The organism is Kurthia zopfii, assembly GCF_003143955.1.
Classification (GTDB): Bacteria; Bacillota; Bacilli; order Bacillales_A; family Planococcaceae; genus Kurthia; species Kurthia zopfii.
Map to the genome: position 1 here is coordinate 1 of NZ_QFVS01000030.1, position 13,225 is coordinate 13,225.

General features: G+C 38.2%; 15 protein-coding genes. 14 read left to right on the forward strand and 1 reads right to left on the reverse strand.

Annotation, left to right across the window (positions count from 1 at the left end; all coding sequences use genetic code 11):
- Positions 1-118 precede the first annotated feature (118 nt).
- From DF281_RS14960 to DF281_RS10665, 14 genes are all read left to right on the forward strand, one after another.
- Complete coding sequence (locus tag DF281_RS14960; protein ID WP_256595755.1) at positions 119-250, forward strand: hypothetical protein; 132 nt, start codon at positions 119-121, stop codon at positions 248-250.
- A gap of 99 nt (positions 251-349) precedes the next feature.
- Positions 350-1,027 carry a nuclease-related domain-containing protein gene (locus DF281_RS10605; protein ID WP_166636122.1) on the forward strand — a complete coding sequence of 226 codons (678 nt, stop codon included), beginning with the start codon at positions 350-352 and terminating at the stop codon, positions 1,025-1,027.
- 124 nt (positions 1,028-1,151) lie between these two features.
- The gene (locus DF281_RS10610) at positions 1,152-1,862 is read left to right on the forward strand and encodes a cytochrome c biogenesis CcdA family protein (protein WP_109350237.1); all 711 of its coding nucleotides are present in this window, start codon (positions 1,152-1,154) and stop codon (positions 1,860-1,862) included.
- Between the two features lie 55 nt (positions 1,863-1,917).
- Positions 1,918-2,274, forward strand: coding sequence for a response regulator (locus DF281_RS10615; protein WP_109350238.1), 357 nt, complete (start codon positions 1,918-1,920; stop codon positions 2,272-2,274).
- A gap of 14 nt (positions 2,275-2,288) precedes the next feature.
- Positions 2,289-2,804, forward strand: coding sequence for a CcdC family protein (locus tag DF281_RS10620; RefSeq protein WP_232025836.1), 516 nt, complete (start codon positions 2,289-2,291; stop codon positions 2,802-2,804).
- A 160-nt stretch (positions 2,805-2,964) separates the two neighbouring features.
- Positions 2,965-4,842, forward strand: coding sequence for a helix-turn-helix domain-containing protein (locus tag DF281_RS10625; RefSeq protein ID WP_109350239.1), 1,878 nt, complete (start codon positions 2,965-2,967; stop codon positions 4,840-4,842).
- Positions 4,843-5,179: 337 nt separating this feature from the next.
- Positions 5,180-7,357 carry an acetate--CoA ligase family protein gene (locus DF281_RS10630; RefSeq protein WP_109350240.1) on the forward strand — a complete coding sequence of 726 codons (2,178 nt, stop codon included), beginning with the start codon at positions 5,180-5,182 and terminating at the stop codon, positions 7,355-7,357.
- Positions 7,347-7,793: a MaoC family dehydratase N-terminal domain-containing protein gene (locus DF281_RS10635; protein ID WP_109350241.1), complete on the forward strand. Its 447-nt coding sequence runs from the start codon at positions 7,347-7,349 to the stop codon at positions 7,791-7,793. The genes DF281_RS10630 and DF281_RS10635 overlap by 11 nt, the downstream gene beginning before the upstream one ends.
- Before the next feature lie 12 nt (positions 7,794-7,805).
- Positions 7,806-8,222, forward strand: a complete 417-nt coding sequence (locus DF281_RS10640; protein ID WP_109350242.1) for a MaoC/PaaZ C-terminal domain-containing protein — start codon at positions 7,806-7,808, stop codon at positions 8,220-8,222.
- Positions 8,222-9,385: a thiolase C-terminal domain-containing protein gene (locus DF281_RS10645; RefSeq protein WP_109350243.1), complete on the forward strand. Its 1,164-nt coding sequence runs from the start codon at positions 8,222-8,224 to the stop codon at positions 9,383-9,385. Before DF281_RS10640 ends, DF281_RS10645 begins: the two co-directional genes overlap by 1 nt.
- Positions 9,386-9,397: 12 nt before the next feature.
- Entirely contained in the window at positions 9,398-9,832 is a 435-nt protein-coding gene (locus tag DF281_RS10650) for a Zn-ribbon domain-containing OB-fold protein (RefSeq protein ID WP_109350244.1), read from the forward strand.
- A gap of 15 nt (positions 9,833-9,847) precedes the next feature.
- Positions 9,848-11,044 (forward strand): acyl-CoA dehydrogenase family protein, encoded by a 1,197-nt coding sequence (locus DF281_RS10655; protein WP_109350245.1) that lies wholly within the window; start codon positions 9,848-9,850, stop codon positions 11,042-11,044.
- Positions 11,045-11,056: 12 nt separating this feature from the next.
- Entirely contained in the window at positions 11,057-12,175 is a 1,119-nt protein-coding gene (locus tag DF281_RS10660) for an acyl-CoA dehydrogenase family protein (RefSeq protein ID WP_109350246.1), read from the forward strand.
- Positions 12,176-12,290: 115 nt separating this feature from the next.
- Positions 12,291-12,710, forward strand: a complete 420-nt coding sequence (locus DF281_RS10665) for a GntR family transcriptional regulator (protein ID WP_109350247.1) — start codon at positions 12,291-12,293, stop codon at positions 12,708-12,710.
- 71 nt (positions 12,711-12,781) lie between these two features.
- Here DF281_RS10665 and DF281_RS10670 read toward each other — a convergent pair whose 3' ends face one another.
- Positions 12,782-13,219 (reverse strand): DUF2621 family protein, encoded by a 438-nt coding sequence (locus DF281_RS10670; RefSeq protein ID WP_109350248.1) that lies wholly within the window; start codon positions 13,217-13,219, stop codon positions 12,782-12,784.
- Positions 13,220-13,225: the final 6 nt, after the last annotated feature.

Below are 13,225 nucleotides of genomic sequence, written 5' to 3' on the forward strand. Positions count from 1 at the left end.
AGCTAAAAGAAAAAGGCGATAAGACCTTTATATCAGTTTTCGAGTTACCAACGGTAACCCTCAAACTGAACGGTATTCATCCCCCACTTATAGAAGATGGGGGAATTCTACCGAACAGATGTTAAATGAATTGCAACTCGTTCTAATCGACATTATTACGTATGCGGATCGAGATTCTGAAAGATGGTATGACATTGTGAGTAACCCAAATTCCAAAATTCAATCAAAAATTAATAAACATTTTGAGTAGCGATTTTCGTTACTCTTTTTTTATGGGGAAAAGCTATACTAGAAGATTGATTATGGACGTATGTTCGGTTTATTATTAGAGTATAGGAGGAAAATACTTATGTTTTGGATTACGGTTGGAATTATCGCCTGCCTCCTTGCCTGGTTGTATCATAAACAACAACCGATCAAATCAATTTTGATGGAAGAGGAAATGATTGATCATCTTACAAATGAAGAAAAAGGACGAGTTGGTGAAGAAGAGATTGCACAATTCTTAAAAAAACTGCCGGGTAAATTTTTATTATACAATAATTTTTATTTGCCGATTGATGCAGAAAAGAATACTGAAATCGATTTGCTGATGGTTCATGAAAAAGGGATTTTTGTTTTTGAATCTAAAAACTACGCCGGTGTAATTGAAGGTGTTTCTCATGATCATTTTTGGACTAAGTCATTTTCTGCAACTTACAACCAAAGATTTTATAATCCAATTAAACAAAATGATACGCATATTCGTGCCTTGAAAAATATAATTGGTCCTTATGAAGTGTTTAATATCGTTGTATTTGGGCGAGAGGCATCATTAAAAGTTGAATCGATGCCAACCCCGGATGTTTATGTTTGTAAAATAACGCAGCTCGAATTCCTATATGATTTATTGGGGATTTTGCCTAAACAAATCTCGCTCGAAATCATTCGAGATGAACTTGTGCAAATTGAACCAGTTGATTGGGAGATGAAACAACAACATATCGAAAGACTTCAGTCGAGATATGGTCATAAGGCGATTTCCTAGTCAAACAGCTTATAACCCTTTATGATTGGTTATGAGCTGTTTTGTCATGGAAAATTCATGTTATGTTTGAATTTTTTCTGTTAGGATATAATTATTACTATAAATAGGGAGAGGTAGAAATTAAATGAATACAGATTTAAGTATTTTACTCGCTTTTGGCGCAGGGTTTCTAAGTTTCATTTCACCATGTACTTTACCGCTGTATCCAGCTTTTCTGTCATACATAACAGGTGTTTCCTTTAGTGAAGTAAAAGATGGGAAAGCAATGAGGCAGAAAAAAGCCATTTTACATACTTTATTTTTCTTAATAGGGTTCTCGCTCATTTTCATCGCGCTTGGTTATAGTACGACTTTTGTGCATACATTTTTTGTGAAATATGATGATATTGTCATGAAATTCGGTGGTATTTTGATCGTTGTTTTCGGATTAGTCGTTACGGGTATCTTCACCCCAAACTTCTTAATGAAAGAGCGTAAATTTGAGTTGAAAAACAGACCAGCAGGTTACTTAGGTTCTGCACTAATCGGTCTAATTTTTGCTGCAGGATGGACGCCGTGTACAGGGCCGATTTTAGCAGGGATTTTTGCATTAGGACTTTCAAATCCTGAATCTTCAATTTGGTATATGGTTGCTTATGTAATAGGTTTCGCAATTCCATTCTTCGTTTTATCATTCTTCGTTTCAAGAATGAATTGGATTCGTAATAATAGCCAAAAATTAGTGAAATTCGGTGGCTATGTCATGATTATTATGGGGATCGTCATTTTCTTTGATGGCATGACAATTTTCAACCGTTTATTATCACCAATCTTCGGAGATTTCATCGGTTTTTAATGGTAATTGTGCGTAATAAAGAGTATATTATTCATGTAAATAAGGGGGAAATAATTTGACAACTTTGTTAATCGTTGATGATACATTATTAATGCGTCAAAGAATACGTGATATCGCAAATGACAACGATATGAAAGTTGTTGGTGAAGCGGAAAATGGGATCCAAGCAGTTGAATTATATCGTGATTTACAGCCAGATGTAGTATTAATGGATATTACAATGCCTTTGAAATCAGGTATTGATGCGACCGCTGACATTATTTCCGAGTTCCCTGATGCAGTTATTATTATGCTGTCAGCACTTGAGCAGCAAAAAATAATTATTCAAGCACTAGAAAATGGGGCGAAGGATTTTTTAGTAAAACCTTTTGAACCACAGCAGTTTGTACGAACTGTGCGTCAATTTATTTGAATGGAGTAGGTTTTATGTCTTTTAGTTCATTACCTTTACAGTTGGCATTGATTGATTCAATTCCATCTCAATATCTATTAATCGGTTCGACAATATTAGTCGTAGTAATGGGGATTATGATGATGTTCATTCGTATGAAATCATCCGAAAAACCCGCAAATGCCAAAAAGATTATTATTCCACCTATTGGAATGGCTACCGGTGCATTAATGTACATATCGCCATATTTTAGAGTGACATTTGATCATACAGTTGTAGCGATTTTAGTCGGTGTATTATGTTCTTTACTACTTATTAAAACGTCTAAATTCCACATTGTTGGAAATGATATATTTTTGAAGCCTTCTAAAGCATTTTTCTTCGTACTTTTTGGATTACTTGCATTTAGAACAATCGCAAAAGTGTATCTTGGAGGAGAATTCCATTTAGGAGAACTGGGCGGACTGTTCTGGTTACTAGCATTCTCAATGATTTTACCGTGGCGTTTAGCGATGCTATGGCAATTTAAAAAATTACAAAAACAACTATAAAATGCTTAATGCAGTTTAGGAAATCGACGAAAATCGGTTTCTTTTTTTATGGAAAATTGTTAATATGATATATTTTTAGCTACTTATGGAAGTTTTCTTCTGTTTTGTGTACTATAGAGATAATGAATGAACAATCATTTACAGAGTAGGAGTGACCGAGTTGCAAAATACATTCACTTTAGTCGAAGAGGTAGCAGCAAAAATTGAAGACTTCTATATTCTATGTATTTATGACCATCACTATGCGAAAAATCAATCGGTATTACTTCAAAGAAAGTTCAACCAATCAAAAATCATTGAATTACCGGAAGTGAATGGAAAATTTAGTGCGAAGTCATTTGTCATCTGGTCTAAAACATATGAACAGAACGAGGCTTTATTTTATTCGATTCGCATGCAAGCAAGGCAAGAAACTGTCGTGAAGATTTCTAAAGCATTAGTAGCCTATTATATTGAACAAAACCCAAATGTCGAAAAGAAGTTGAAAAATCCGACTGTTTTAGATGATACATTGAATGAAATCCAATCGCTTATTCGGGCGACATCTTTTTTATCAGATGAAGAGTGGATCCAATTTTATGTAGCTTTCAAAAACGAAGTACGCAATTGGGTAATCGAATCTTTATTAAATAAAATGTCCATTGAAGAAATTCGCCAAATGGAAGTTGCGGAATTAAACTACTTGTTTTTCGATTATATGTCTTCGCAATTAGCATTAAAAGCCGAGTTTATGAAATTTATGATTGAGGCGACGAATCGCTATTTAGACAGATGGTTGGATGAAATAATATCTGAATTATCGAAATCTTCAAAACTCCAATCAATTCTCGGCAATTTGGTCGAAAGTCGGACGAAATTGGGCGATTTCTCCTTACAATTCACGGTTCAGGATCATCTATTTGTCATGAATAATTTACCGTATCAAATCGTACGTGAAGCGATTTACAAAAAGGCATTTCAATCAAGTCCATTTTCAAGCTTTCCAACTGCCAATATTTTAAAAGGCAATACGGAAGGGCAGATTGAGTTCATTCCCATTAATGATGAGCATCAAGTTGACAGAGCTTGGCAGCAAGTGAAGCGCATTACGGACATCGATGTTGATGTATTTGATGCACTTTGCAATTTATTTCTATCCAAAAAACGAGTCGAAGCAGAAGTGATTTCCATCTCGCTTGTCGATTTACTTCATTATCGAGGATTGAAGCCGAAACGCAGTGGTGATGGGCGTAGAGGTGGTTATGATGCGAAACAAAAGGCACAAGTGATTCAATCTCTAGCGAATATTCAAAGTATTAAGATGAATCTGACAAAATTACAAAGCTTTGAAAAAGGAAAGCCGAAAAATATAAAGCTTGAAGGACGTACTTTTTTATTCATAGATGAAGATGGACAAGACATGATTTTCGATTTGGAAACGATGCCTAAAAACATCTATTTTACAATTGATACCGCATTCGCTTCCTATTTATCAGGAGCTGGTCGACAAGTGGCGCTACAACATAAAAAAGCACTTCATTATCATCCGACGCAACAGCTTTACGAAAAGCGATTATGCCGTTACTTAAGTTGGAGATGGCGTATTCAAGCTCGTAAGGGGAATTATTTAATTCCGAATACGATTAGCACGATGTTAGATTCGATCGGCATAGCGCTAAATGAGCGATTGCCTTCAAGAACACGGGAGAGATTAGAACGTGCTTTAGACCAATTACAAGAGGATGGTATTATCCAGTCTTGGCAATATGAAAAATGGGATGAAGGCATTACAGAGTTCAAAGGTTGGGCTAGAATTTGGCTGGAATCGGGGATTATTATTGAACCGCCAGAAGCGATTAGTACGCAATATGCTTCAATCGAACGGAAGTCATCTAAGCGGGAGCAAACTACGCAAACCTTAAAAGAAGCAAGGATTGAGAAGAAATTTTCTTTACTGGAACTTGCGGAAGATTTGGAGATTCATGTGTCTGAACTGAGCGAGATGGAGAGAGGGAAGCGACCAATCACGAAAAAAGTGTCGGATTGGATTCAAAAGTAAATTCATTAAAGCTAGGTCGAGCAATCGATCTAGCTTTTTTCTATGGCAAAAGTCATTTTACGTGCAAGCGAGTCGTATAAAAAGTTTGTGAATGCGCTTACAAATAACCTTTGTCGTGATTTGCTCTAACCAATGTCGCGGTTGGGGTGCGCATAAAAAAGTTTGTAAATTTTTACAAACCCTTTAGTACCAACCGTTTAGGGCATATGTGGTCATCAGCGTATTCCTTTATTACTTTATTAATTTAATGCGTTCACTGCAATCGCACAAAAAAAGAGGTGACATATACTAGGTGTAACAGAAAATTCTGTTAATACACATACTGAGGTGATCGAACATGCTAGAAAATAGTAACTTTAAAGCGTTAGAACCATTATTCAAGCCAAGGGGAATCGCAGTTTTAGGTGCTTCTGAAAGTAAGTACAAAATCGGTTATTTGCAAGTTCAAGCTTTATTAGACGGTAAGTTCACAGGTGAGATTTATCCAATTCATCGTAGTGCAGAAGAAATCGCAGGTTTGAAGTGCTATCCAACAGTGGAAGCAATTGAAGGCGATGTCGACTTAGCGATCATGTGTACAGGAGCAGAACAAATCGAATCGGGCATTATCGATTGTGCAAAAGGCGGCGTAAAGGCAATTATTATCTTCGCTGCTGGATTCTCTGAAACTGGAGAAGAAGGCGATCGACAACAGAAACATCTCGCAAATTTAGCAAAACAATATGGTATTCGTATTGTCGGGCCAAACTGCGTAGGATTAGTGAATACATCAAATGGATTAATCGGTACTTTCTCACCAGCCATTTTATCGGTTCCTTCAGACGGTAAAAAAGGCGTAGGATATGTATCGCAAAGCGGTGCGTTCGGCGTGCTTACATACATGGCAGCGGCGCAAAACGGTGTGCTTTTCAACTATTTTGTTAGTACAGGGAATGAAATGGAATCGGAGTTTTCGGATTTTGTCGAATATATGATTCACGATGACGATACGCAAATTATCTCTGGCTATATGGAAGGTGCTAAAAACCCGAAAAAGTTACTTGAGTTATCAAGGGAAGCATTAAAACGCAAAAAGCCAATCATTTTAATGAAGACAGGTCGAAGTACAGCGGGTAGTCGTGCAGCATCTTCACATACAGGTTCATTAGCAGGTGCGGATAATATTTACGATGCTTTCTTCCGTCAAACTTCCATCGTTCGTGCGGATGATTATGATGACATCATTTCATTCTCAAAATTATTCAATCCAGACCGCCTTCCAAAAGGGAAAAACACAGTCATCGTCACGAGTTCAGGTGGCCGAGGCATTAATGAAGCGGATCGTTGTGAAGCGCATGGCTTAAATGTTATTCAATTATCGGATGATACGAAATCGAAAATTATGGAATCCATTCCGAGTTTTGCGAGTGCGACCAATCCAATTGACTTAACAGCGGCTGCTTCTGTAACAAATCCAGAATTATTCATTGCACCATTAAAAGCACTATTAGCTGATCCTGAAGTGCATAACATTATTTACACGGAATTCCCATTCTCATGGACTGCGGAAACACCAGAAGTGCAAGAAATGATCAAACTTGTAAATGAATCAGATAAATTTGTCTGCTTAACGACATTTGAATTAGAAGGAATGAAGTATCCACCTGCAACACCAGCGCTTGTGGAGAATGGCATTCCAGTATTAACAGGCACATTGAATCCAATTCGCGCTTTATCGAAGCTAGTAAATTACTCGCTTGCTTACGACAAGCAGTTTGAAGAAGAAATTCAAACAGAAGCCTTCCTAACACAAGATATTACGGAGATTTTCGCTGATCAAGAGTTGCTAAGTGAAGCACAATCAGGTGCAATCCTACAAGCTTACGGCATTCCTACAACGAATCGAATTATTGCGATGGATGTCGAAGCTGCTAAATCAATTGCGGAACAAGTGGGTTATCCTGTCGTTATGAAAGTCGATTCAGCAGATATTCCACATAAGACGGAAGCAGATGCGATTCGATTAAATCTTCAATCTGAAGAAGAAGTGATTAATGCATTCAATGAAATTATGCATAATGCGAAACAATATAATCCGACAGCTGTCATTAACGGCGTTTCCGTTCAAGAGATGCTGGAAGAAGGCGTCGAAATCATTATTGGCGCGCAGAATGACGAAGTATTCGGTCCAGTTGTCATGGTTGGATTAGGTGGTATTTTCGTTGAAGTATTCAAAGATGTCGCATTCTCAGTAGCTCCACTTAGCCGACGAGATGCACTTGAAATGCTTGAAGAACTGAAAGCGAAAGCCGTACTCGATGGTGCGAGAGGGCGCATGAAAGTGGATACGGAAGCGATTGTCGACATTTTACTGCGCGTATCTGAATTAATGATGGATCAAAAAGATCATATTCAAGAATTAGATATTAATCCAGTCATCGTCTATGAAAAAGGCGCGAAAGCAGCAGATGCGATGATCGCACTTAAATCAGTTGCAGAGAAAGCAAAAGTAGGTGATTTAAGCGATGTCCAATAAACATTTAATCGGCTTAAAAAGTGAAGTTTTCCATTACAAAGTAGAACTTGAGCATTTACAAAATTTTGCGAAAGCAATTGGTGATGACAATCCACTTTATTTTGATGAAGAATTTGCGAAAAACTCGATTCACGGGGGAATTATTGCACCACCAACTTACCCGATTGCAATTGGTGCAACAGGTGGCTCGATTGATTTAGGACTGGATCAAAGAAGAATGCTACATGGTGAGCAATCATTTATGTATGAAAAAGTCATTCGACCAAATGATGAATTAACTTGCCAATTAGTTATTTCAGACGTTTATGAAAAAGCTGGGAAAAATGGAAAGATGGAATTTATCTTACTTGATACTGAGATGAGAGATTCATCTGGTGAATTAGTCGTCATTAGTCGAACAAATATTGTGTATCGACCTAAAAAACAAGCGGTTTAAGGAGGGAAAGGCATGCTAGTACTCGATCAATTAGTCGAAGGACAATCGTTAGAAACTTTTACGAATGAACATATAACAGTGGAACAACTCAAACAGTACGCACAAGCATCGGGTGATTTAAATCCGATTCATACGGATGAGAATGTCGCGAAAAGCGTAGGATTACCAAGCACGATCGCGCATGGGATGTTAATTATGGGGCAGCTAGGTCGCTACGTGAATCAAATTGCGGGCGGAAATGCGACAGTGAAAAACTTCAATATGCGTTTTGGTGCAATGACTTTCCCGAATGAGCAAATCACTTGTTCAGCAGTTGTTGAATCGGTATCAGCGATAGAAGCGACAATTAATGTCTATGCTTCAAAAGGTGAAAATCAAATTGTTGGAAATGGTCAAGCAGTTCTTGTATTTAAAGGGGAGGAAGCATAATGGCAAATATTGCGAGTAAATATGCAATTGTAGGTGTAGGTGAGAGCGAACGCTCAAAAAATTCAGGGACAACTCCATTACATTTAGCATTGGATGCGGCAAGAGCAGCGATTGCGGATGCGGGAATTGACGCAAAAGAAATCGATGGTTTCATGAGTTACTCAGAAGGTGATTCATGTACTTCACATCAAGTAGCGACGTATTTAGGCGTTCGTCCAAAATATGTGAAAGACATCTCTGGTGGTGGTTCAAGCACAGAAATGTTAATTGCGGATGCAATTAGTTTAATCGAAACAGGCCAAGTTGAAACAGTGCTGATCTATAGAGCGATGAACGGTCGTTCTGGCATTCGTATGGGCGGTGGCGGATGGAGTACAGACTTACTTCAAAATGCTTTCGAAGGTGGTTCATTCATTATCCCTTACGGTGCGGGAAGCCCTTCTCAATGGTTCGGCTTATTCGCACAACGTCATATGCATTTAAACGGCATTACGAAAGAACATTTAGGTCATGTATGTATTTCAGCATATGAATACGCACAAAAAAATCCGAAAGCATTCTTCAATGGTAAACCACTTACAATGGAAGAATATTTAGCAACGCCAGATTTGAGTGATCCATTTAATAAACATGATTTCTGCTTAGAATCAGATGAAGCGAATGCGATCATCGTTACTTCCGCGAAAAAGGCAGAAACTTTGAAATCGAAGCCCGCATATATTTTAGGTATTTCAGCTAGACAATGTGTGTCACACGCACACTATTGGCAAAATGTTGATGAAGTAGCAGCTGATTATGTTGCGCAAGATTTATATAAGAAAACAGGCGTAAACCCATCTGAAATTCAAGTGGCGAGTATTTATGACTGTTATAGCTGGGTAGTCCTTCGTCAATTAGAAGCATACGGACTCGCTCCAAAAGGTCAAATTGGTGAATTCGTTGCGGCTGGGAATTTGAAAATTGACGGCGCACTTCCGACGAATCTGGCGGGCGGTATGTTATCGGAAGGTTATACACATGGTATGAACAATGTCTTAGAAATCGTAAGACAAGTTCGAGGAGAATATGAAGGTACGGAACGCCAAGCAAAAAATCATGATTTAGGAATTTGTACAGGTTGGGCTGGTCCTGACATTGCAGGAGCTATGCTTTTACACAAATAAGGAGGAATACAAATGTCTGAACAAACAAAAGTAGATTATGCAAAACCAATTCCATTAAAAACAATTGATAATGCGCCATATTGGGATGCCGCTGATCAACATAAATTAACACTTCAAAAATGTACAGATTGCGGACAATTTGCACATCCCCCTGGCCCATCTTGTAGCCATTGTGGTAGCTCAAATGTTGTTTGGGAAGAACAAGGTGATCAAATTTTTGGCGAAGTATACTCTTACGTAATTTCATACCGACCTTTCTTACCAGGCTTCATGCCAGAGGATTGTCCACTTGTAATTGCGGTAGTGAAATTAGAAGAACAAAATATTACAATCATCGGCAATATTTTAGATTGTGAACCAGCTGATGTGAAAATCGGTAAAAAAGTACAAATGGTATGGGTTGATATTAATGAAGAACGAGCAATCCCACAATGGAAACTCGTATAAAAGGGGGAAGAACAGATGGATTTTTCATTCACACCAGAGGAAGAAGCATTTCGTCTTGAATTAAGAAGTTGGTTAGAAGAGAACTTACCTGAAGGCTGGGTAGATGGTGGCTCTAATTTAGAAAAAGATTCGAAGGAATATGAGTTATTCTTACGTGACTGGCAACGAAAATTACACGATGGTGGTTGGGCAGCGATTGCTTGGCCTGAAAAGTACGGTGGCAAAAATGCATCGCTCATGCAAGAAATCGTCTATCACCAAGAGATGGTTCGCGTAGGCGCTCCACCGCTTGTGAACTATGTAGGGCTGCATATGGTAGCACCTACTTTAATGCATATCGGTACGGAAGAACAACGTGAAAAATATATCGAAAAAATTCTGACTGGTGAAGAAGTTTGGTGTCAAGGCTACTCAGAACCAAATGCTGGATCAGACGTAGCTGCGATTCAAACAGCAGCGGTTAAACAAGGCGACAAGTGGATTATTAACGGTCAAAAAGTATGGACGAGCTTTGGCCATATGGCGGATAAATGCTTCCTTGTGACACGTACGAATAAATTTGAAAAGAAACATAAGGGAATTACTTGTTTCTTACTCGATATGCATCAAGAAGGCGTGGAAACTGTTCCAATTATTCAAATGGACGGGGAACATGACTTTAATGAAGTGTATTTAAATGATGCGATTGCGACGGATGCTGAAATCGTCGGTGAAGTGGATGAAGGTTGGCGCGTGATCATCGCATTATTGATGCATGAACGTACAGGCATTGGCGCACAAGTATTCACGCTTGAAAAACAATTTAATGAACTCGTAGAACTAGCGAAAACATTAAAAGAAGATGGTGTGCCGGTTATTGAAAAACAAATGGTGCGCAAAAACATGGTAGATCTATACATGAAATCACGTGGTTCATTACTAAATTATTATCGTAACTTAACGAAAGCATTGAAAAACGGTCAGCCAGGTGCTGAGGGTTCAATGGATAAATTATTAGTAAGTGAATTAACGAAGGAATTATTTGCGAATTCAATCTCACTCCAAGGACATCAAGGCGTACTTTGGAAAGAAGATGCCGTAGCGAAAGATTCTTATTGGCAAGATCAATACTTATACTCGTTTGGCCAAACAATCGGTGGGGGCACGAGTGAGATTCAAAAAAATACAATCGCAGAACGCATTTTAGGTTTGCCGAAAGATATGGGACGATAAGGGGGAGAGAATATGGATTTTTCACTAAGCGAAGAGCAAGAGATGTTCCGAAACTATGTAAGAAAATCACTAGCTGACTTTGAAGGTACACAAGTCGCTCGAAAATATTTAGTCGGTGATGTCAACGCTTTAACGGAAGCACAGGCATCATTAACAGAGTTAGGCTGCCCAAGTTTAAATATTCCTGAACAGTATGATGGAATGGGGCTTGGTGCGCTAGATTTAGTGCCTATATATGAGGAAGCTGGTGCCGTATTATTACCTGGACTAATGTTAGAAACATGGTCATTTGCTTCACCACTTATCCAAAAATATGGTACGGATCAACAAAAACAAGATTTCCTACCTAAAATCGCATCAGGCGAAATCACATTTTCAATTGCTTGGTTAGAGCCAGAAAGTTCTTATCGCCCAGCAGGTGTGCAAGTGACTGCGCAAGGTGGAAAATTAAATGGCAAGAAAATATTAGTGCCAGATGCAGCAATTGCAGATTATTTCATCGTCGTAGCACGCTCAACTGAAGGTCGCGAGGAGGCAGGAGTAAGTTTAGTCATCATGCCTGCTTCAGATGCATCAATCCAACCTCAATTGAATATAGATAGTACACGTAAAGTAGCAGCTGTCGTATTGAATGAAGTAGCATTTGATCAATCGCAACTACTTGGCGAAGTAGATCAAGGATGGTCTGCACTTCAAGAAGGTCTACTGTCGTTCAACGCAGCGCTTTCTTCGATGATTGTCGGAAGCTTAGATCGTATCGTCACAACGGTAACGGATTACGCGAATATTCGTGAACAATTCGGTCAACCAATTGGACGTTTCCAAGCGATCAAACACCGCATTGTTGAAATGAAAATGGATTTAGAAACGGCTCGATCACTTGCGCATTACGCAAACTGGGCTTATGAAACGCATGCTGAAGATCGCGTACAAGCCGTGTTCTCAGCTCGCATCTTCTGTACAGACGCCTTTAACCGAGTAGCAGCTCATAGCGTTCAAATTCATGGTGGTATCGGTTTTACAGAAGAACTTGATTGCCATTTATATGTGAAAAGAGCTCGATTCTACGAGAACTATTTAGGTAGTACAGAACAATATTATGAAGAAACAGCAAAAGCATTAGGCTGGTAATCAATTTGTGACTACTACTTGAAAAAGGGTAGTAGTCACTATCAATTAATGAAAAATTTTAGTAAAATATTGGTGGAACTGTTATTCTAACAACCAACCAGATTTGAGGTGTATTATGCATATTCAATTAGATGAAAACTCAGACGTTCAATTATATCGTCAACTTGCCAACCAAATTATTATGTGTATTGCTCGTGGTGAGCTAAAAATAGGAGATGCACTACCTTCAGTCCGAACGATTGCGCATGATTTGAATATTAACGTCAATACCGTTAGTAAAAGCTATCATGAATTAGCCGATCGTGGGGTCATCGAATTAAAACAAAAAGCAAAAGCTGAAATCGTCATTGCTCATAATTTCGAAAACTCGATGGAACAATTAGAAGAAGCAATGAAGCCTATTTTAGCCCAAGCATTTGCGAATGGCATCGACAAGCAGACGATTGAAAAAACAACAAAAAAAATGATGAAAAAGTGGAAATTGAAAGATTTACACACGAATAAAAGCCCTATGCAAGAAAAAATTCTAAGTTAATTATAAGAAGGCAAGTAAGATTGCGTGAATCGTACAATCTTACTTGCCTTCTTTTTGGATTTACAGCATGTCTACGCGGATTGCTTTTTGAAAAAATGCTCATAATCGTCAACTTGAATATTCATTTCATTTAACTTTTTACGTAGGAATTTATGATCTCTTTCAGGTGTTGCTTCTATATAACCTTGAATAATTTCATCAAAACTAATGACTTCCACTTTTTTATCTAATGCAATTTGCGAAATCTTCCCGGCAATTTTAGATTTGGCGACATCTCTAAACAGTTCAGGAACAGGACTCACGAGTTCATTTAATAAATTCTTTCCTTGATCATCCCATAAATGAAGTGCCGTATGTATGTAATAGTCTTGCCAATCTAATGTCGATTTCCCGTCCTCTTTTGGCATCGATTTTAAAAACTTTCTAAACATGAAAAACCCGCCAATCGCCATGATTACTATAAAGAATACACACCAAGCAACAATAAATAGTATAAATCCATTCGACATATCATC